The following is a 21,300-nucleotide window of genomic DNA, read 5'->3' as shown; positions in this document are numbered from 1 at the left end:
CGCGTCACCGCCGGTTCGACCGCGACACCACGTCGATCCACACCGCCAGCACCAGTACCGCGCCCTTGACGATCATCTGCCAGTACGCGTCGACGTCCAGCATCGACATGCCGTTGTCGAGGCTCGCCATCACGAGCGCGCCGATCAGCGCGCCGTACACGGTGCCCGAGCCGCCGCGCATCGACGTGCCGCCGATGAAGCACGCGGCGATCGCGTCGAGTTCGCCCATCGTGCCCGCGGACGGCGAGCCGGCCGCGAGCCGCGCGGTGTTCACGATGCCGGCGAACGCGCACATCAGCCCCATCAGCGCGAAGATCGCGAGCTTCACGCGGTCGGTATCGACGCCCGACAGCCGCGTCGCCTCGAGATTCGAGCCGACCGCGTAGATGCGCCGCCCGAACACGGTCTGCGTCGCGATCCACGAAAAGATGCCGAGCAGCGCGAGCAGCAACAGCACCGGCACCGGAATGCCGCCGTAGCGGTCGAGCGTCGCGACGAACGCGAACAGCACCGCACCCGCGCCCGCGATCTTGACGGCGTCCTGCCACGGCGGAGCAACCGCGAGCCGGTAGCGGCGCCGCGTGCCGCGCTGGCGCACGACCAGCAGCGCGACGAGCGCGAACAGCAGCAGCGCGAGGCCGTCCCCCGCCACGCGCGGCAGGTAGCCCTGCCCGAGGAACACGAAGCCGTCGGACACCGGTGCGATCGTCGAGCCACCCGTCACGCCGAGCAGGATCCCGCGAAACGCGAGCATCCCGCCCAACCCGACGATGAACGACGGCACGCGCCGGTAGGTCGACCACCAGCCGTTGAAGAGCCCGACCAGCACGCCGAGCACGAGCACCGCCGGCACCGTCGCAGCCACCGGCCAGTGGCGGTTCACGTCGAGGATCGCCGCGACGCCGCCGAGCAGCCCGAGCAGCGAGCCGACCGACAGGTCGATCTCGCCCGCGATGATCACGAACACCATCCCGCACGCGAGCATGCCGGTGATCGACATCTGCCGCAGCAGGTTCGACACGTTGCGCGGCGTGACGAACGCGCCGTCGGTCAGCACCGAGAAGAATGCCCAGATCGCCGCGACCGCAAGCAGCAGCGCGAGGATCTTGTAGCGCACGAAGGCCTGGCGAAGCTGACTGCCGGTTGAGCGACCCGCCGGGCGCCCCGCTTCGTGATCGCCTGAACGGCGCGCGTCCGCGTCCTGCGTCGCCGGGGTAGAAGAGGAAAGTTCGGAATTCATGTGGCGCCTGTTGCGGTGGGTTCGGTTGGCCGCCGGCCGGATTTCAGCGCGGCGCCGAGGATCTGTTCCTGCGTGAGGCCGTCGTTGACGAAGTCGCCGCGCAGCTCGCCCTCGCCGATCACCAGCACACGATCGGCAAGCCCGAGCACTTCCGGCATTTCCGACGACACGACGATCAGCGCGACACCGCGCTTCGCGAGCGCGAACACGAGGCGGTAGATCTCGGCTTTCGCGCCGACGTCGACGCCGCGCGTCGGCTCGTCGAGAATCAGCACCTGCGGCTCGGCCAGCAGCATCTTCGCGAGCACGGCCTTCTGCTGGTTGCCGCCGGACAGGCTCGCGATCGGCAGGAACGGATGCGCGGCGCGCACCGACAGCCGCTGCATCTCGGTGCGGATCGCGTCCAGCTCGGCGGCCGCGTCGATCCGGCCACGCGCCGCGAAGCGGCGCAGCACCGCCAGCGTGATGTTGTGGCCGACACCGAGCTGCGGCACGATGCCGTGACGCTTGCGATCCTCGGGCACCATCGCGATACCGGCGCGGATCGCATCGGCGGGCGTACGAATCGACAGCGGCCGGCCGTTCATCAGCACGGTCGCCGTGCATGCGCCCGGATACGCGCCGAAGATCGCCTGCATCAGCTCGGTACGGCCCGCGCCGACGAGCCCCGCGACACCGAGGATCTCGCCGCGCCGCACGCTGAACGACACGTCGTCCACCCGTTTGCGATGCACGTTCGTCACGTCGCGACAGGTCACGTGGCGCGCTTCCAGCACGACGTCACCGATCTCGTGCGGCTCGCGCGGATACAGGTCGCGGATCTCGCGGCCGACCATCATCGCGATGATCCGGTCGGTCGTGAGCGCGCGCATCGGCTCGGTCGCGACATGGCGGCCGTCGCGGATCACCGTCACCGTGTCGCACACCGCCTCGACCTCGTCGAGCTTGTGCGAGATGTACACGCACGCAACGCCGCGACGCTTCAGGTCGCGCACGATGTCGAGCAGGATGCGTGTTTCGGACGCGCTCAGCGACGACGAAGGCTCGTCGAGGATCAGCAGCTTCGCGCGCTTGTTCAGCGCCTTCGCGATCTCGATCAGCTGCTGGTGGCCGCCGCCGTAGTTCATCACCGGCTGCGCGACGTTGATCGAGTCGATCCGCAATTCGTGCAGCAGCGCCTCGGCGCGCTGCACCATCGCCGCGTAGTTCATGCGCCCGCCCGGCAGCGTGATCTCGTTGCCGAGGAAAATGTTCTCGGCCACCGACAGCTCGGGTACGAGCATCAGTTCCTGGTGGATGATCACGATGCCCGCGCGCTCGGTGTCGCGCACGCCGGACGCGACGAGCGGCGCGCCCTCCCAGCGGATCTCGCCATCCCACGTGCCGTGCGGATACACGCCCGACAGCACCTTCATCAGCGTCGATTTGCCCGCGCCGTTCTCGCCGCACAGCCCCACGCACTCGCCTGGCCGCACCATCAGGTCGATGCCGTCGAGTGCCTTCACGCCGTCGAATTCCTTGACGATGCCGCGCATCGTCAGCAAGGGTTCCGTCATACCTTCATGCCCCGCGATATGCGCACGGCCGCACCGGCGGCCGGCCGCGCGCGTTGCGCCGTTACTGGCTCGCCAGTTGCGCCTGGGTGTAGAAGCCGTCCTTCACGACGACGTCGACGTTGCGTTTGGTCAACAGCGTCGGCTGCAGCAGTACCGTGTCGACCTTCTTCTTCCCGTTGTCGTATTGCGCGTTGAACGCCGGCTTCGTGCCCTTCGCGAGATCCACCGCGAGCTTCGCCGCTTCGCTCGCGATCAGCTTGAGCGGCTTGTAGACGGTCATCGTCTGCGTGCCGGCGATCACGCGCTTGACCGCGGCGAGATCCGCGTCCTGCCCGGACACCGGCACCTTGCCGGCCAGGTGCTGCGCGGCGAGCGCCTGGATCGCGCCGCCTGCGGTGCCGTCGTTCGATGCGACGATCGCATCGATCTTGTTGTTGTTCGCGGTCAGCGCATCCTCGACGATCCGCAGCGCGGTCGACGCGCTCCACTCCGGCACCCACTGCTGGCCGACGACCTTGATGTCGCCGCGATCGATCGCCGGCTTCAGCACCTTCAGTTGCCCTTCGCGCAGCATCTTCGCGTTGTTGTCGGTCGGCGCGCCGCCGAGCAGGAAATAGTTGCCCTTGGGCTTCGCGTCGTAGACGCCCTGCGCCTGCAGTTCGCCAACCTTCTGGTTGTCGAACGAGATGTACGCATCGACGTCGGCGTCGAGGATCAGCCGGTCGTACGACACGATCTTGATGCCCGCCTTGCGTGCTTCGGCGACGACGTTGCCGAGCGTCTTCGAATTGAACGGCACGATCACGATCACGTCCACGCCGCGCGAGATCAGGTTCTCGATCTGCGAGATCTGCCGCTCCTCGCTCGCATCCGCGGACTGCACGGACACTTTCGCGCCGAGCTTCGTCGCGGCGGCGACGAAATAGTCGCGGTCGCGCGACCAGCGCTCGACGCGCAGGTCGTCGATGCAGAAGCCGATTTCCGGCTTGTCCTTGCTCGCATGCGCGAGCGGTGCGCCCAGCGCGAGGATCGCCAGCGCGGCGGCGCCGGCAAGCGAGCTCAATACGGTACGACGCGTCACGGATTTCATGTCTCCAACTCCTTGTTATTGGACAACCTCACGAACGCCGGGCTGGCGCCGGAATGCGCCGCCCGCATCGAGTCACTGCAACGTACGGCGCCGTTCAGGCGAGCCGCCGTTCAGGCGAGCCGCCGTTCAAGCGCCCTGTGCAAACACCGGTTCGAGCGCCCGATACAGCGCGCGAAACGTCGGCCGCCGCGCGTCGCGATACCACGCGTGGCGCGCCATGTCGGGCTCCCGTACCGCGACGACGGGCGGCTGCGGGCACACGGCGTCGAGCGGCGCATCCGGTTCGAGTGCGAGATGCGCGAGCCGCGCAGCACCGAGCGCCGGGCCGACTTCGCCGCCCGCGCGCAAGGTCAGCGCGCGGCCGCTCAGGTCGGCCAGCATCTGCGTCCAGTACGCGCTGCGCGAGCCGCCGCCGATCACCGTGATGCCGTCGGGCGTGAGCCCGGCCGCATGCAGCGCGTCGATCCCGTCGAGCAGCGCGAAGCCGACACCTTCGAGCGTCGCGTTCGCGAGATCCGCCCGCCGCGTGTCGGGCGTCAGCCCGTAGAACACGCCCTTCGCATTCACGTCGTTGTGCGGCGTGCGCTCGCCGCTCAGGTAAGGCAGGAACCACGGGCGATCCGCGCGCGCGTTTGCTTCCGCGTCGGCGAGCAGCGCGGCAACGCCGTCGTAGCCGGCCAGTTGCGCGGTGAAATCGACGCATCCGGCCGCATTCAGCATCACTGACATCAGGTGCCACGTGCGCGGCAACGCATGACAGAAACTGTGAACCGCCGATTCGGGATTCGCGCGAAAACCGTCCGACACCGCGAAATAAACGCCCGACGTGCCGAGCGACAGCAGCGCATCGCCGGGCCGCACGATGCCCACGCCCACCGCGCCGGCCGCGTTGTCGCCCCCGCCCGCGACGACCGGGATTTCGCGCAACCCGAGCGCGCGAGCGACGGCCGGCAGCAGCGTGCCGGTGATGCGGTTGCCTTCGAATACGGCCGGCACCTGCGCACGCGAAAGCCCGCATGCGGCCAGCAGCGTGTCGTCGTAATCGCGCTTCGCGACATCGAGCCACAGCGTGCCCGCCGCATCCGATGGGTCGGTCGCGAACGCGCCGGTCAACCGATAGCGCAGATAATCCTTCGGCAACAGTACGTGGGCGATCCGCGCGAATACGTCCGGCTCGTGCCGCCGCACCCACAGCAGCTTCGGCGCGGTGAAACCCGGCATCGCGAGATTGCCGGCGACGGCGCGCAGCGTGGGCGCGCGCCGCTCGAGTTCCGCGCACTCTGCATCCGCGCGGCCGTCATTCCACAGGATCGCGGGGCGCAGCACGTCGCCACGCGCATCGAGCAGCGTCGCACCGTGCATCTGCCCGGTCAGGCCGAGCGCATCGATATCGCGCGGATCGATGCCGGCCGCGCGCGCATCGGCGACGAGCGCCGCCAGCGTGCCGCACGCCGCGTCCCACCAGTCGCGCGGTGCCTGTTCGGACCAGCGCGGCCGAGGCCGGCTCACTGCCAGCGGCCTGCTTGCGCTGGCCCGCACCGCGCCGTCGCGGTCGAGCAGCACGGCCTTCACGCCCGACGTGCCGAGGTCGACTCCGATGTACATGGCGTCAGCGCAGCCCGTAGATGGCCTGGTTCACGATGTTCTCGAGCCGCTCCTGCCCGCCGCTCGCATGCTGCGGGTTCACGCCGCGCGCGAGTGCGTCGGCGGCAAGCGACTCCAGCGTGTAGCCGCCCGACAGGATCTCGCGGCCGAATGCGCTGTCCCACTGCGCGTAGCGCTGCCGGCGCAGCGCGTCGAGCCGGTCGCTTTCGACCAGCACGGCCGCGCGCTCGACGGCCAGCGCGAGCACGTCGATCGCGCCCACATGGCCGTAGAACAGGTCTTCCGGATCGACGCTCTGGCGCCGCACCTTCGCGTCGAAGTTCATGCCGCCGGTGGTGAAGCCACCGTGGCGCAGGATCTCGTAGAACGCGAGGGTCAGCTCCTCGACACTGTTCGGGAACTGGTCGGTATCCCAGCCGTTCTGCGGATCGCCGCGATTCGCATCGACGCTGCCGAACACGCCGAGCGCGAACGCGTTCGCGATCTCGTGATGGAACGAATGGCCGGCGAGCGTCGCGTGGTTCGCTTCGATGTTCACGCGGATTTCATTTTGCAATCCATATTGTGTGAGGAAACCGTGTACGGTCGCGACATCGTAGTCGTACTGGTGCTTCGTCGGTTCCTGCGGCTTCGGCTCGATCAGCAGCGCACCCTTGAAGCCGATCCGGTGCTTGTGCTCGACGACCATCGACAGGAAGCGGGCGAACTGCTCGCGCTCGCGCACCAGATCGGTATTGAGCAGCGTCTCGTACCCTTCGCGGCCGCCCCACAGCACGTAGTTCTCACCGCCGAGCCGATGCGTCGCGTCGAGCGCGTGGCGCACCTGGGTGGCCGCCCAGGCGAATACATCGGGATTCGGGTTGGTCGCCGCGCCCGCCGCAAAGCGTGGATGCGAGAACAGGTTCGCGGTGCCCCACAGCAGCCGCACGCCCGTCGCCTGCTGACGCTCGCCCAGGTAATCGGTCATCCGCGCGAAGTTCTCGACATACTCGCGCAGGCTGTCGCCCTCGGGCGCAACGTCGGTGTCGTGGAACGTATAGAACGGCGTGCCGAGCTTCGTGAAGAACTCGAATGCCGCATCGGCCTTCTGTCGCGCGCGCTCGAGCGGGTCGCCCGGCTGCTGCCATGGCCGCCGGAATGCCCCCTGGCCGAAGATGTCGTGGCCCGGCCACACGAACGTGTGCCAGTAGCACACCGCGATCCGCAGGTGCTCCTCGAGCGTCTTGCCGAGCACCCGCTTCGTGCGGTCGTAATAGCGGTAGGCAAGCGGGTTGTCCGACTGCGGACCTTCGTAGCGAATCGCGGGAATCTGTTCGAAATACGACATGGCGTCTCCGTCCGGTTTCTTGTTGCAGTGCGGCGTGCATCGCGGTGGCGTGCGGCGCCGAATTCGGTCTGGCTGGATCGTGCCCGCGCGCCCCCTCGCCCGCAATTGCGAAATTGCGCAGTACGCTTAACGTTTCTTGCCAGCGCGCTGCGCAGGGCATGCGTTCCGTCCTACAATCGCCGGACACCAGACAAACCCGACAGCCGCGCGGCACCGCCCGCGCCCCCGGAGACAACGGCGCGACGCCCCGGACGGCACGCGCCTCGAGACCGAGATGACCCGCGCCCCTTCCAGCCAGACGCCGCACCGCATCGCGCTGCTGTTCAACGCCAACAAGGTCTACGACCGCGAGATCATCAGCGGCATCGGCCAGTACCTGCGCTCGACGCGCGTGGTGTGGGACCTGTTCCTCGAAGACGACTTCCGCTGCCGGCTTGCCGGCATCGAGCATTTCGACGGCGACGGCATCATTGCCGACTTCGACGATCCGGCCGTCGCCGACGCGCTCGCCGGCTCGCCGCTGCCGGTCGTCGCGCTCGGCTCGTCTTACGAGGATCCGGCGCAATATCCGGACGGCGTGCCGTATATCGCGACCGACAACGCAAAGCTCGTGTCGCTCGCGTACACGCACCTGATCGGCGCCGGGCTCGCGCACTTCGCGATGTACAGCCTGCCCGTCGCGCAGCAGAACCGCTGGGCGCAGCAGCGCGAGCTGGCGTTCGACCGGCTCGCTCGCGCGGACGGGCTCGACGCGCCGATCTACCGCGGGCTGTCGACCAGCGCATCGGCATGGAACCACGCGATCGAGCAGCTGATCGGCTGGCTGCACGCGCTACCCAAGCCCGTCGGCATCATCGCGGTAACCGACGCGCGCGCGCGGCACCTGCTGCAGGCATGCCTGATCGCCGGCCTCGCGGTGCCGGAACAGGTCGCGATCATCGGCATCGACAACGATCCGCTCACCCGCACGCTCACGCGCATCCCGCTGTCGTCCGTGATCCAGGGCACCGAGGAAATGGGCCGGACCGCCGCGCACCTGCTGCACCAGATGCTGCGCGGCGCGCGTTTTCCCGACCGGCGGATTCTCGTGCCGCCGGTCGGGATCAACGTACTCGAATCGACACGCCACCAGCCGCTCACGAGCCCGTACGTGATGCGCGCACGCCATTTCATTCGCCAGTACGCGTGCCAGGGCATCAAGACCGATCAGGTCGCCGACTATGTCGGCGTATCGCGATCGCTGCTGGAGGAACACTTCCGGCGCGAACTGCAGCGCACCGTGCACCAGGAGATCCTGCGTCACAAGCTCGAAGCGGCGCAGGCGCTGCTCGCCGGCCGGCAGGCATCGAGCGCCGAAGTCGCGATCCGTTGCGGGTTCACGTCGATCCAGTACATGTACGCGGTATTCCGGCGCGAGCTGGGCTGTACGCCGCGCGAATACCAGGAACGCGCGGTCGCCGCGCCCTGAAGCCCGCCTTTCTCATCGAATCCACCCATGCACATCGATACCGACTCACCCCGTCTGACGCCCGGCGTCGCACGCGTGCCTTCCGAACCGTGGGGCACGCTGCCCGACGGCGACCCGGTGCGGCGCTATACGCTGCGCAACGCGCACGGGATGCGCGTCGTCGTCAGCGATCTCGGCGCGACCGTCGTGTCGTGGCTCGCGCCCGACCGTACCGGACGCTTCGCCGATATCGTGCTCGCGCACGACACGCCCGCCGAATACGTCGAATCGGGCGTCTACCTCGGCGCGACGATTGGCCGGTGGGCGAACCGGATCGCCGGCGCGCGCTTCACGCTCGACGGCGTCGACTACCGGCTCGATCGCAACGAGCGCGGCAATCTGCTGCACGGCGGCGCAAACGGCTTTCATCGCCAGCGCTGGGCCGTCGTCGACGACTGCGGCGGGCTGACGCTGCAGCTCGACTCGCCGGAAGGCGACGCGGGTTTTCCGGGCAACGTGAGCGTGCAGGTTCGCTATGCGCTCGACGACGACGGCACGCTGACGATCGACTACACCGGCGTCACCGACGCGCCCACGCCGCTCAACCTGACGAATCACAGCTATTTCAACCTCAGCGGCCGCGCGGGCGGCGACGTGCGCGGCCACGTGCTGAGCATCGACGCCGACGCGTTCCTCGAAGTCGACGACGCACTGATCCCGACCGGCACCGCCGACGTGACCGGCACGGCGTTCGACTTCCGGCAGAGCGCGCCGCTCGGCGCGCGCCTCGACTGGCCGCATGCACAACTCGCAAGGGCGCGCGGCTTCGATCACTGCTTCGTGCTGCGCGACGGCGCGCACGCGCTCAGGCCCGTCGCAAGCATCTACGATCCGGAAAGCGGCCGCGAGCTGGTCGTGTCGACGGATCAGCGCGGCCTGCAACTCTATACGGGCAACTACCTCGACGGCGTGCGTGTGAGCGGCGGCACGCGCTGCGCGCGACACGCCGCGCTGTGCGTCGAAGCCGGCGGCTTTCCGGATCAGGTCAACATGGCCGACCTGCGCGACGACGTCATCGTTCATCCGGGCGCCGTCTATCGGCAGACCACGCAGTATCGCGTGGGCGTTCGCGCATGACGCGGTGCGCGCCGCCAGGGACACGCACCGGCGGTGCGGTGCGGCGCGGCCACACCGCGCAGCCGCTGCCCTGTTGATCCACTGCGCCGCACGCGTCGCGCAATCCGCTACACGCGCCGCATCGTCGATACGAGCGCCGCGTCCTCGCCCGTCCCTGCCAGCCGTGCCGATGCAGCGTCGGCTGGTCGCGGCCGCTCCCCCAGCCCCGTGCCACCGGTGCGCCGCCGCGCGGCATGCCGCTCGATCACCCGCTGCAGCACGCAGAACACGCACAGCAGCGCGCCGATCACGATCCGCGTCCACCACGAGCTCAACGTACCGTCGAACGTGATCAGCACCTGGATCGTGCCGAGGATGCCGACGCCGAATACCGAACCGATCACATAGCCCACGCCGCCCGTGAGCAGCGTGCCGCCGATCACGGTCGCGGCGATCGCGTCGAGTTCCATCCCCTGCGCCTGCAGCCCGTAGCCCGACAGCACGTACAGCGTGAACACCACGCCGCCGAGCGCCGAACAGAAGCCGCTGAGCGCATAGACGCCGATCTTCGTGCGCGCGACCGGCAAGCCCATCAGCAGCGCCGAGCGCTCGTTGCCGCCGATCGCATACACGTTGCGGCCGAAGCGCGTGAAGTGCGCGACGTAAATCGCGGCAGCCAGCGTCGCGAGCGCGATCAGCGCGCCCGCACTCAGCGTGCCGCCGCCGAGCGGCACGCCGATGCCCGCGATCGCATGAAACGTCGGCTCGTTGATCGTGATCGACTGCGTCGTGATCAGGAAACACGCGCCGCGCGCGAGAAACATCCCGGCGAGCGTGACGATGAACGGCTGCAACCGGAAATAATGGATCAGCGCGCCCATCGCTGCACCGTACAGCGCGCCGAATGCAAGCACGAGCGGCACGATGATCCACACCGGCCAGTGCAGCCGCTCGGCGCCGACCGCACATAAGATCGTTGTCAGCGCAACCACCGAGCCGACCGACAGGTCGATCCCGCCCGACACGATCACGAACGTCATCCCGATCGCGACGATCAGCAGGAACGCGTTGTCGACGAGCAGCCCGGTCAGCACCTGCATCGAGAAAAAGCCCGTGTACATCACGGACCCGAAACCGAACAGCGCAACGAACAGCAGGATCGTCACGACGATCGGCAGCGTGCGCGGGTCGGCGAGCCGGCCAAGGAATCGGGTCATCGGGGCGTCGCTCCGGTGGTGGCGCGCGAACGCGCGGAAGGCAGCAGCCGCGACGCATGCCGGACGACGAGCGCGCGCGCCGCCTCCGACTGGATCAGCGTCACGACGATCACGACGATCGCCTTGACGACGAGCGTCGCCTCCGGCGGCACACCGATCGAATAGGTCGTATAGGTGAGCGTCTGGATGATCAGCGCGCCGAGCACGGAACCGGCGAGGCTGAAGCGGCCGCCGAGCAGCGACGTGCCGCCGAGCGTCACCGCGAGGATCGCGTCGAGTTCGAGCAGCAGCCCCGCGTTGTTGCCGTCGGCGCTGCGCACGTTCGAACTCAAGAGGACGCCGGCAAGCGCCGCCATCACGCCCGAACACAGATACACGCCGAACACCACCGCGCCCGAGCGCAGCCCGACGAGGCGCGTCGCGACCGGGTTCACGCCGATCGCGCGGATGAACAGACCGAGCGCCGTGCGGTTCACGAGCAGCGCGGTCGCGGCGATCGTCGCGATCGCGATCCACACCGCGCACGGCACGGTCGCGAGATAACCGCCGCCAAGCGCGAGGTAGCCGGGCGCGCCGATCGGGATGATCTGGCCGCCCGTCAACAATTGCGCGACGCCGCGGCCGGCCACCATCAGGATCAGCGTCGCGATGATCGGCTGCATCCCGACGAACGCAACGAGCAGCCCGTTCCATGCGCCCGCGAGCAGCCCGACGCCGAGCGCGGCGGCCAGCGCCGCGCCGACGCGCGACGGGTCCGCATCGAGCACGATCGCCGCGGCCGCACCGGCAATCGCGACGATCGCGCCGACCGAGATGTCGATCCCGCGCGTCGCGATCACGAGCGTCATCCCGAGCGACACGATCACGAGCGGCGCCGCACGATTCAGGATGTCGATCGGTGCGCCGAACAGGTGGCCGTCGAGCAGCGCGATCGACAGGAAGCCCGGACGATGCGCGACATCGAGCGCGAACAGCAACGCGAGCGTCAGCACCGGCCACACCAGCGTATGACGGAACAGCGTACGCAGCGGCGTCATGACTGGCCTCCCGCGATCAGCCGATACACCTGTTCCTCGGATGCATCGGCGCCGGTCAGCTCGGCGACCTTGCGCCGGTCGCGCAGCACCGCGATCCGGTGGCTCACGCGCACGACCTCGCCGATCTCCGACGAGATGAACAGGATCGCGAGCCCGGTCTTGCACAGCGCGAGCACGCGCTCCATGATGTCGAACTTCGCGGCGACGTCGATCCCGCGTGTCGGTTCGTCGAGAATCAGCAGCTTCGGGTCCGTCGCGAGCCAGCGCGCGAGCAGCACCTTCTGCTGGTTGCCGCCCGACAGCAGGCCGATCGGCTGCTCCGCGTCGCGCGCCTTGATGCCGAGCCGGGCGATGTACGTATCGGCGATCTCGCGCTGGCGTGCGCGCCCGATCAGCCGCCACCAGCCGCGCCGCGCCTGCAGCGCGAGGACGATGTTCTCGCGGATCGACAGCGCGGCGACGATGCCCTCCTTCTTGCGGTCCTCCGGGCAATACGCGATGCCGTGCCGCACCGCGTCGTGCGGCGACGCGAGCCGCGTGCGCGCGCCGTCGATCTCGATCGCGCCGGTATCCGGGCGTTCCGCGGCGAATGCGAGCTGCGCGGTTTCGGTGCGCCCCGAGCCGAGCAGCCCGGCCAGCCCGACGATCTCGCCCGGACGCACGTCGAGGTCGAGCGCGCTCATCATCCCGCGCCGGCCGACCTGCCGCATCGACAGGAACGGCGCGGCGTCGCCGGCGGTGCGCCCGACGGCCGTGGCGCCCGCCTGCAGTGTGTCCGACATCCGCTCGCGGCCGGTCATCTTCGCGACCAGCGCGTCGACCGGCAGGTCGCGCGCCAGGTACTCGCCTTCGCGCTCGCCGTTGCGCATCACGGTGATCCGGTCGGACACCGCATAGGTCTGTTCCAGGAAGTGCGTGACGAACAGGATCGTGATGCCCGATGCCTTCAGCCGGCGCAGCACGTCGAACAGCCGCGCGACCTCGCCGTCGTCGAGGCTCGACGTCGGCTCGTCGAGGATCAGCACGCGCGCGTCGACGGAAACGGCGCGCGCGATCGCGACCATCTGCTGCACGGCGATCGGATACGCGTCGAGCGAGCGCGTGACGTCGAGCGACAGGTCGAGTTCGGCCAGTGCCGCGCGCGAGCGCGCATGGATCGCGTTCCAGTCGATCGCGCCGCGCCGCATCGGCTGCCGGCCCGCGAAGATGTTCTCGGCGACCGACAGGTTCGTGCACAGATTCACTTCCTGGTAGAGCGTCTGGATCCCGGCCGCCTCGGCTTCGCGCGGCGCGGCGAAGCGCACGGGCCGGCCGCCGACGCGAATCTCGCCCGCGTCGTGCGCATGCACGCCGGTGAGCACGTTGATCAGCGTCGACTTGCCCGCGCCGTTCTGGCCCATCAGCGCATGGATCTCGCCCGGATACAGCCGGAAGTCCACGCGCCGCAGCGCACTGACACCCGGGAATGCCTTGTCGATGCCGGTCATCTCGACCACCGGCGTATGCGTCATGACCCCTCCGTCGAAACGGTTGCGATGCGGGCGGCGGCCACACCGCCGCCCGTGCGGGACATCAGTACTTGCGGTTCGGCAGCACCTGCGCCGCGACGCTCATCGGGAACACCGTCTCGTTCGTGACGATCCGCTTGGGCAGTTGCTTGCCGGCGACGACGTCCTTCACCGCGCTCATCAGTTGCGGGCCCAGCAGCGGGCTGCATTCGACGTCGACGTTGATCTTGCCGGCGATCATCGCCTGGAAGCCGCCCTTCGTCGCATCGAACGACACGACGCTCACGTCCTTGCCGGGCTTGATCCCCGCTTCCTCCATCGCCTGGATCGCGCCGAGCGCCATGTCGTCGTTGTGCGCATACACGACGTTGATCTGCTTGCCGTAGGTCTTCGCAAACGCCTCCATCACCTGCTTGCCGCCGGCGAGCGTGAAGTCGCCGCTCTGCGACGCGATCACCTTGAATTTCGGATTGTTCTTGATGACTTCCAGCAGCCCCGCGCGGCGATCGTTGGCCGGCGCCGAGCCGACCGTGCCCTGCAACTCGACGATGTTGATCGGGCCCGCGTCGTTCTTGTAGTGCTCTTCCATCCAGTGGCCCGCGCGCCGCCCTTCCTCGAGGAAGTCCGAGCCGATCATCGTCACGTACAGCGACGGGTCCTTCACGTCGACCGCACGATCGGTCAGGATCACCGGGATGTGCGCTGCCTTCGCTTCGGTCAGCACCGGTTCCCAGCCCGATTCGACGACCGGCGAGAACGCGATCACGTCGACCTTCTGCGCGATGAACGAACGGATCGCGCGGATCTGGTTCTCCTGCTTCTGCTGCGCGTCCGAAAATTTCAGGTTGATGCCGGCGTCCTTCGCCGCGCCCTTCACCGACACGGTGTTCGCGGTGCGCCACGCGCTTTCCGCGCCCACCTGCGAAAACCCGAGCGTGATCGGCTTCTGCTGCGCGAACGCGCCGGGCGCGAACACCGTCGCCGCGGCGACGAGCGCGCCGGCCGTCAGCTTCCTGATGAATGTCATGGTCCGTCTCCGATGATGTCGTTGTATGCCGCTGCGCTGTTCTCGTTCTGCGTGGCGCGGATGCGGGGAGGGGCTGCGGCCAGCCGGCGCGTGCGGCCGGCCCGGTCTGCATGCCCCGCATCAGTCTAGAAACAAGTCCGATAACCTTCCAATGAAATATTGGATTGGGGAGATATCGGAATCGGCATACGTATAAACACCTAAACGTGCCGGGTAGCCGGCGCGGCTGCCAGGCGCGGCCTGGCGGTGACGAATGCGTAAAGGCCGGCGCATTCGTGAATGCGCCGGCCAGACCGCGATGCCGTAATGGAAGAGAAAGCTGCAGACCCGTTTCAGATCGCGACCAGCAGGCCGGACGACAGCGTCGCGCGAATCCCGAACCGCATCACCCGCTTCGGCGACAAGCCCCGCGAAAACCCCGCCATCACGACGCTGGCCGGCAGGAACGCGAGCCCGGTCTGCATCGCGCCGTAGTGCAGCACTCGCTGCAGGTGCAGCGCGGAAATGAACGACCGCGCGAACAGGCGCAGCGGCATCAGCGGTTGCGGCACGCGCGACTCGACGACGACGACGAACGCGATCGCGAGCACGAGCGCAACACCGAGCGCGACACCGAGCTGGACGAGCGTCTGCGCCGATGTCCAGCCTGCTGCATTGCCGTGCACGATCGCGTAGACGGCCAGCATCAGCGACGCGGTAACGGTCACCGCGCCCGCCAGATCCAGCGGAGCGCGCTCGGCCGGCGGGCCGCTCAGCGCATCACGCCCTTCGCGCGCAATTCGTGGCCGATGCGCACGATTTCGCGTTCGCCTTCCGCCAGCGCGGCCGCGCTCGTATGCACCGAGTAGTAGCCCAGATGGAGCTCGTGCGGATGCGGAATCGCGGTGCCGACCACGAAGCGCGCATCGGTCACGGCCTCGAATTCGATCGCTGCGTCGGACGCGTCGAACACGACCAGTTCACCCTGGCCGACCGCATCCGGCGTACGCAGGCTGCCGTCCATCACGGCCGTCCAGCCGACCCGGTGGCCCTGCGGCGGCCGGCAGGTCCAGCGCTCGCCGGCCTTCAGTTGCACGACCAGGTAGTTGATGCCCGCCAGCGCATCGATCGGGCTGACCGCGTCGCCGTGGCGGCCGAGCAGCACGCGCGCCGGGCCGTCGGTCGGGATGTCGTCGATCGACAAATGCTGGCTGTACGCCGGCGCCAGCTCGCGCCCCGGCGGCAGCGCGACCCACAGCTGGAACGCCTTGACCGGCGGCACGACCGAACCCGTATGCCAGACGCCGCGCCCCGCGCTCATCCATTCGATGTCGCCGGGCGCCATCGTGCCCTCGTGGCCGGTGGATTCGGCGTAGGTGCCGCGTCCATCGATCGCGAGCGTCAGCGTCGCAATGCCCGAATGCGGGTGCCAGCCGAAGGCTTGCGCCCCGATCGGCGCCTGCGTATCGACCAGGTCGAGAAAGACGAACGGCTTGATCATCTCGCCGACGTCGGACGGGCTCACCATCCGCACGACCGGGCCATGCGCGTGGCCGTGCGTGCGGAACACGACGTGACGACCGGCGACGGTGGCCTGCGAAACGGGTTCGAGGGCATTCAACATGGTGGTTCTCCTGTGGCCGGCATCCGGCCCGTTGCGTCAGGCCGCGAGTGCCGCCGCCGCTTCCTTCGCCGATGCAATGGCGCCGCTGCGCTTGTCCGGCCCCATCGCGACGCCTTCCGCGCGAATGAACGTGATGTCCGTGATGCCGAGGAAGCCGAACGCGTCCTTCAGATAGGTTTCCTGATGATCGAACGAGGCCACCGGCGAGCCTGCGCTGTACACGCCGCCGCGCGACGATGCGATGACCAGCTTCTTGCCGCCGGACAGGCCCTCCGGCCCGTTCTCGGTATAGCGGAAAGTCTTGCCGGCCACCGAGATGCGGTCGATCCACGCCTTCAGTTGCGACGCGATGCCGAAGTTGTACATCGGTGCGCCGATGACCACGATGTCGGCCGCGAGGAATTCGTCGAGCGCGCGCTGGCCGATCTCGACGTCCGCCTTCAGCGCGTCGTCGACGGGCGCGCCCTGCGCAGCGGCCAGGTGCAGGCCGGTCAGATGGCCGATTGGCGTCGCGGCGAGATCGAGGCGCGTGACCGTGAGGCCGGGATCGCGGGCGCGGAAGGTCGCGACGACCTCCGCCGACAGTTCGCGGCTGACCGAGCCTTGACCGAGGATGCTGGAATCGATGTGCAGCAGTTTCATGAGGGTTCTCCGAACGGGATGACGGGATTACTGCTTGATGGCTTCGGCCGTGATGAGCAGGCGGGTCTTCATGCTGAAGCCGTACGCCTTGCCGAAATCGACGCCGAAGTCGCTGCGGTCGAACTCGCCCACCGCGTCGACGCCGCACACTTCGCGCTTGAGCATTGGATGCGGCATGCACTTGAACGAATCGATCTTCAGCGTGAGCGGACGCGTCACGCCGTGCATCGTGAGATTGCCGACCACCGTCGCCGGCCTGTCGCCGTCGAACGTGATCGCACCCTTGTAAGTCGCTTGCGGGAATTTCGACGCGTCGAAGAACTGGTTCGACTGCAGGTCCTGGTCGAGCTTCGTGCTGCCGGTATGCACCGATGCAATCGCGGTGGTCACGTCGACAGTGCCGGTCTTCGCCGCGCGGTCGAGCGTCACCGTGCCGCCCGATTTGTCGAACTTGCCGCGCCAGACCGACAGGCCGCCGATATGATCGGCCTCGAAGCTCGGGTACGTATGGTCCGGATCGAACTGGTACGTCGACGCGGCGGCGAATGCGGAAAACGACAGCGAGGCGGCGAGCAGGCCAGCCGCGAACGTCAGGGGCTTGTTCAATTCAATCTCCGTGGGACATCAGGGGTTCGTCTGTAGCGTGAAACCAGTATGGACACTGAAGCCGCTTTACACTAGACGGATAAATAGGATTTGATTAATCCATTTTTGGAGGAATCCGATGCTCGATCTGAATGATCTCGCGCTGTTCGTCCAGGTGGTCCGGGCCGGCAGCTTCTCGGAGGCCGCGCGGCGCCTGCGCATGCCGGCCAACACGCTGAGCCGGCGCATCGACCAGCTCGAGGGGCAGATCGGCACACGCCTGCTGCACCGCTCGACCCGCAAGCTCGCGCCGAGCACCGAAGGCCAGGCGCTGTTCGAACGCTATGCGCCGGCGCTCGACCGGATCTTCGAGATCGAGCGGCAGCATGCGGACGGGCAGGAACCGTCCGGCACCGTGCGCGTGGCGGCAATGGCCGGCCTGTTCGAATTCTTCAAGCTGGAATGGCTCGCCGAGTTCTATGCGCGCTATCCGCAGATCAGCATCGACTTCCTGCTCGACGACACGCCGTCCGACCTGATTGCGGAGCGCATCGACCTCGCGCTGCGCATCGGCATCGAGACGGGCGGCAGCTTCCGCGTGCGCCGGATCGCGCCGGGCACGATGATCCTCGCCGCCAGCCCCGCCTATCTCGAACGACGCGGCGCGCCACGCACGCCGCGCGACCTGGCCGACCACGATTGCCTCACCGTGTCGAGCCGCCAGGGGCGCAGCATGTGGCGCCTGCAGGGGCCGCGCGGCACGCAGGAAATCTCGATCGCCGGCCGCTTCTCGGTCAACGACATGCGCGTGGTCGTACAAGCCTGCATCGCCGGGCTGGGCATCGCGCTGGTGCCGCAGTTGCTCGTCGAGCCTGCGATCGAGCAAGGCAAGCTGGTGCGCGTGCTGCCGTCCTATCGACGCTCGAGCACGGGCCTCGGGCTGCAGCTCGTCTATACGAGCCGCCCGCCGCTGCCGCCCGCGGTCACGCTCGTCGCCGAATTTCTGCTGGAAAAGCTGGGGCAAGGGATACCGGGGTACCCGGAGCAAACGGCCGACCGATAAGGTTTCGTTGTCGCGGCAAACGGAATTTCTTGTTGGACGCGGAATTTCGGCACACGAACACTGCGGGGCATCGCGTCGGGGACCACCCGACGCCCATGCAAGGGCCCGGGGCCCCATCGCAGGAGACAGCCATGCCGGCATCAGGAAGCGCCATCAACGTCCGGGAATTCATCGACGAACGCCCCGTCAGCCCGTTTCAGTGGCTGGTGGGATTGCTGACGTTCGTCGTGATCTCGCTGGACGGCTGGGATACCGTCATCATCGGTTTCGTCGTGCCGGAGCTCATCAAGGAATGGGGCGTCACCAAAAGCGCGCTGGCGCCGGTACTCAGCGCCGCGCTGTTCGGGCTGGCGGCCGGCGCGCTGTCGGGCGGGCCGATCGCCGACCGGTTCGGCCGCAAGCGCGTGCTGGTCACGAGCGTGCTGATCATCGGTATCGGGACGCTCGCCACCGCACACGCGACGTCGCTCGCGACGATGCTGCCGATCCGCTTCGTCACCGGGCTCGGCCTCGGCGCCGTGATGCCGAACGTCGTGACGCTGTGGTCCGAGTACGTGCCGGAACGCCGGCGCTCGTTCCTCGTGACGCTCGTGTACAGCGGGTTCACGGTCGGCGCCGCGCTGTGCGGGTTCATCGCGGCATGGATCATCCCGAGCTACGGGTGGCGGGCGATGCTGACGGTGGGTGGTGTGCTTGCGGTGGTCTGCGTCCCGATCCTGATGCGCTGGCTGCCCGAATCGGTCGCATTCCTGACGGTTCAGAACAAGCGTCCCGAACTGATTGCGAAGATCCTTGCCGCGATCGGCCGCACGCGCGTGGCGGCTGATACGACATTCTTCCTGCCCGCGCAGCCGAAGGTGAAAGGCGGCGCAATCGGCACGATCCTGTCGACGCGCTATATCGCGGGCACGGTCCTGATCTGGCTGTGCTATTTCGTCGGGCTGTTCGTCCTTTACCTGCTGTACAACTGGCTGCCGACGATGGCGAAAGACGCCGGCTATACGAGCGCACAAGGCGCGATCATGGTCGGCTTCCTGAACTGGGGCGGCACGCTGGGCTCGGTCGCGATCGGCTGGCTGATGGATCGCTTCGACCGCTACCGGGTGATCGCCGCGAGCTTTTGCCTGGCGGCACTGTCGCTCTGGGCCGTGCACGGGATGCAGTCGACGTTCTGGGTCCTGCAGGTGCTCGCCTTTGCGTGGGGATGGTTCATTCCCGGCACGAATACCGGCATGAACGCGCTGACCGCGCGCTTCTACCCGACCGTCGCGCGTTCGACCGGATTGAGCTGGATGCACGCGTTCGGACGGCTGGGCGCGATCGGCAGCGCATTTGCCGGCGCGGCGCTACTGAGCGCGGGGCTGGGGCTCGGCCAGATTCTCCCGATCATGGCCGTCGCGCCGCTGACCGGTGCGGTGGCCGTGCTCGTGATCGCGGGGCTCGTGAAGCGCTGGGCGCTGGCCGATGAGTCGGTGGGGGTGGCCGGGACTGCGGTAACGGAGGTTTCGGCGAATACGTGACGGGGCGCTCATCCCAAGGGGCCCGAAGCTCAAGACCATCTACCTTTCAGCACCTGAAAGCCATGTCTGAACGACGTCTTGCGTATTGCCCTGCGCCAACCATTGGTGAGTTCCAGATGCAATGCAAACGAACCCTGATGCGTGGCACATAGTTGGAAAGCCGCACTCTACAACTCGAATTCAAGTCTTCACGTCACGGATCCCATGCCGCCGCCGCTTACTTCAGTACGTTTTCCTCATCCACGAGTCCAGCCGCGAGAGTGGGCGACCAAAGCGTTGACGCTAGTGTTTTTGTCAACGAATCATCGACCATCGGCGGTGCCCTAAATCGAATCCTTGCACCTCTCCCAAATCCGCCGAGCTCATGCAAGCCGGGATCATGCTCAAAGTAGTCAAGGCTTACCGGCGTCACTAACAATAGGTATCAACGGCTTCGAACCAAGCGAACCCATGAATTGACCTATGCGTTCTCCGTATACGCGACGCAGACACTCCAAATCCTTATTGCACATCTGACGCGTGACCAACCAGTCAGCTTCCGACTTTTCAAGGGCCTGCGGATCTGAAATCGTCTTCAATGCGGAATCGTACAACCGCTCAAGCTGTCGGTCCATTGCGGCTAATCCGGGATCGCCACATATCGCCATCTCGTCATCGTTAAGCGCGTGCGCACAATCAAAGCTCGTCGGGAAAGTCTTTGTTGGCACGTGGTCCCCCAGAGAGGTTTGCGATGCAGCAGTGACAGACCCATCGCCCGCATCAGATCGTGAGGCTCCACCAACATCTGCAACAGATGTCAGCCCCGCCGCATCCGACGCCCTGCTGGAATCGCCCGCCGTAGCTATCGCATCACTTGCGATATCAGATGCGGCGGTTGCATCGGCAGCGCTCGCCACGACAGCAGGCAATGCTGAAGAATCAGCCTGTGGCGACGAGCCTCGTGAGTGACTACCAAACCAACCGATGACGAAAATGACACAGATGATCCCGACTACTATCGGTGCACATCCTGAACGAGACGACGATGAGCGAACGATGCCAACATTGCGACTTCCACAGGTCGGGCAACGTGATGACAAGTCCTTGCCCCGAGGATGCCAAGTAGATTCGCAATTTTCGCATTGATTTAGCGGGCGAAATGTCATATCTGGTTCTAAAAGATTCTATCGCTTTCTGCCAGCACTGAAGATCGACACGTCGTTATCGACGCATCAAGGGTTGCACATTCAGACGCCGAACATTTAAGCGGCAACCATCTAATGGTGTTTGAATACGTCCGAACCTTCCTCCGTCGAGGGGCGCTGCGAGCCTTGCTGAGTCTCGGTGTTCGAATCGCCTTGAATCGGCGAAGCGTCTTTCATGCCATCGTCCTCACCTTGGGACGACGTCGCAACCTCGTTCACCGGGTTTTGAGGCTGAACTCGCACACTACTCGCGTAGTCTCGCGATGCGTCGCCCGTGCTCGCGTTTGCGCTCGCCTCTGGAGGTGACGTCTCGGTTGCTGCGTTCGTCTCGAAGGCCGCAGAAACCGGACTTGTATCGATCGCCGAACTTTTATTTTCGGCTGGCTTGCTAGGATGACCAGTAAGTATCGCTATCAAAACAAAACTACCAATCGTCCCTAATATTCCCAACCCTGCAATCTTTGTCTTACTGCTGCCGCAGCTTGGGCATCGACTCGACACATTACTACCCCGGGGATACCAAGTCTTGCCAC

17 protein-coding genes are annotated in these 21,300 nt (G+C 67.0%); 4 read left to right on the top strand and 13 right to left on the bottom strand.

Annotation, left to right across the window (positions count from 1 at the left end; genetic code table 11):
• Window positions 1–4: 4 nt before the first annotated feature.
• From ACPTTF_RS34825 to xylA, 5 genes are all read right to left on the bottom strand, one after another.
• Window positions 5–1,240, bottom strand: coding sequence for a sugar ABC transporter permease (locus tag ACPTTF_RS34825; protein WP_423372135.1), 1,236 nt, complete (start codon window positions 1,238–1,240; stop codon window positions 5–7).
• Window positions 1,237–2,796: a D-xylose ABC transporter ATP-binding protein gene (gene xylG, locus ACPTTF_RS34820; RefSeq protein ID WP_423372134.1), complete on the bottom strand. Its 1,560-nt coding sequence runs from the start codon at window positions 2,794–2,796 to the stop codon at window positions 1,237–1,239. Before xylG ends, ACPTTF_RS34825 begins: the two co-directional genes overlap by 4 nt.
• Before the next feature lie 61 nt (window positions 2,797–2,857).
• Window positions 2,858–3,886, bottom strand: a complete 1,029-nt coding sequence (gene xylF / locus ACPTTF_RS34815) for a D-xylose ABC transporter substrate-binding protein (RefSeq protein WP_166958348.1) — start codon at window positions 3,884–3,886, stop codon at window positions 2,858–2,860.
• A 126-nt stretch (window positions 3,887–4,012) separates the two neighbouring features.
• A complete protein-coding gene (gene xylB / locus ACPTTF_RS34810; protein WP_423372133.1) occupies window positions 4,013–5,491 on the bottom strand; it encodes a xylulokinase in 1,479 nt (492 codons plus the stop codon).
• 4 nt (window positions 5,492–5,495) lie between these two features.
• Window positions 5,496–6,818 (bottom strand): xylose isomerase, encoded by a 1,323-nt coding sequence (gene xylA / locus ACPTTF_RS34805; RefSeq protein WP_423372132.1) that lies wholly within the window; start codon window positions 6,816–6,818, stop codon window positions 5,496–5,498.
• Window positions 6,819–7,092: 274 nt separating this feature from the next.
• Between xylA and ACPTTF_RS34800 the strand changes: the two genes are divergently transcribed.
• Both ACPTTF_RS34800 and ACPTTF_RS34795 read left to right on the top strand, forming a co-directional pair.
• Window positions 7,093–8,286: a XylR family transcriptional regulator gene (locus ACPTTF_RS34800; protein WP_423372131.1), complete on the top strand. Its 1,194-nt coding sequence runs from the start codon at window positions 7,093–7,095 to the stop codon at window positions 8,284–8,286.
• Between the two features lie 27 nt (window positions 8,287–8,313).
• On the top strand, window positions 8,314–9,402 hold the full coding sequence (locus ACPTTF_RS34795; protein WP_423372130.1) for an aldose epimerase family protein: 1,089 nt from the start codon (window positions 8,314–8,316) through the stop codon (window positions 9,400–9,402).
• 107 nt (window positions 9,403–9,509) lie between these two features.
• Here the strand turns inward: ACPTTF_RS34795 and yjfF are convergent, their stop codons facing one another.
• The 8 genes from yjfF to ACPTTF_RS34755 all read right to left on the bottom strand — a co-directional run bounded on the left by yjfF (window position 9,510) and on the right by ACPTTF_RS34755 (window position 17,021).
• Window positions 9,510–10,598, bottom strand: a complete 1,089-nt coding sequence (gene yjfF / locus ACPTTF_RS34790; RefSeq protein ID WP_423372129.1) for a galactofuranose ABC transporter, permease protein YjfF — start codon at window positions 10,596–10,598, stop codon at window positions 9,510–9,512.
• Window positions 10,595–11,635, bottom strand: a complete 1,041-nt coding sequence (locus ACPTTF_RS34785; RefSeq protein ID WP_423372128.1) for an ABC transporter permease — start codon at window positions 11,633–11,635, stop codon at window positions 10,595–10,597. The genes yjfF and ACPTTF_RS34785 overlap by 4 nt, the downstream gene beginning before the upstream one ends.
• On the bottom strand, window positions 11,632–13,146 hold the full coding sequence (locus ACPTTF_RS34780; protein WP_423372127.1) for a sugar ABC transporter ATP-binding protein: 1,515 nt from the start codon (window positions 13,144–13,146) through the stop codon (window positions 11,632–11,634). Before ACPTTF_RS34780 ends, ACPTTF_RS34785 begins: the two co-directional genes overlap by 4 nt.
• 61 nt (window positions 13,147–13,207) lie before the next feature.
• Window positions 13,208–14,170, bottom strand: a complete 963-nt coding sequence (locus tag ACPTTF_RS34775) for an ABC transporter substrate-binding protein (protein ID WP_423372126.1) — start codon at window positions 14,168–14,170, stop codon at window positions 13,208–13,210.
• 332 nt (window positions 14,171–14,502) lie between these two features.
• Window positions 14,503–14,877: a hypothetical protein gene (locus tag ACPTTF_RS34770; RefSeq protein WP_423372125.1), complete on the bottom strand. Its 375-nt coding sequence runs from the start codon at window positions 14,875–14,877 to the stop codon at window positions 14,503–14,505.
• A 44-nt stretch (window positions 14,878–14,921) separates the two neighbouring features.
• Complete coding sequence (locus tag ACPTTF_RS34765; RefSeq protein WP_423372124.1) at window positions 14,922–15,773, bottom strand: pirin family protein; 852 nt, start codon at window positions 15,771–15,773, stop codon at window positions 14,922–14,924.
• 36 nt (window positions 15,774–15,809) lie between these two features.
• The gene (locus ACPTTF_RS34760; RefSeq protein ID WP_423372123.1) at window positions 15,810–16,415 is read right to left on the bottom strand and encodes an FMN-dependent NADH-azoreductase; all 606 of its coding nucleotides are present in this window, start codon (window positions 16,413–16,415) and stop codon (window positions 15,810–15,812) included.
• 27 nt (window positions 16,416–16,442) lie between these two features.
• Entirely contained in the window at window positions 16,443–17,021 is a 579-nt protein-coding gene (locus ACPTTF_RS34755; RefSeq protein ID WP_423372122.1) for a YceI family protein, read from the bottom strand.
• A 118-nt stretch (window positions 17,022–17,139) separates the two neighbouring features.
• Between ACPTTF_RS34755 and ACPTTF_RS34750 the strand changes: the two genes are divergently transcribed.
• Together ACPTTF_RS34750 and ACPTTF_RS34745 are read left to right on the top strand one after the other, a co-directional pair.
• Complete coding sequence (locus tag ACPTTF_RS34750; protein ID WP_423372121.1) at window positions 17,140–18,063, top strand: LysR family transcriptional regulator; 924 nt, start codon at window positions 17,140–17,142, stop codon at window positions 18,061–18,063.
• A gap of 131 nt (window positions 18,064–18,194) precedes the next feature.
• Window positions 18,195–19,583, top strand: a complete 1,389-nt coding sequence (locus ACPTTF_RS34745; RefSeq protein WP_423372120.1) for an MFS transporter — start codon at window positions 18,195–18,197, stop codon at window positions 19,581–19,583.
• Window positions 19,584–21,300: the final 1,717 nt, after the last annotated feature.

The organism is Burkholderia crassaminum, assembly GCF_964265005.1.
In the GTDB taxonomy this organism is placed as follows: domain Bacteria; phylum Pseudomonadota; class Gammaproteobacteria; order Burkholderiales; family Burkholderiaceae; genus Burkholderia.
This window is presented reverse-complemented; position numbering and strand designations above follow the sequence as displayed.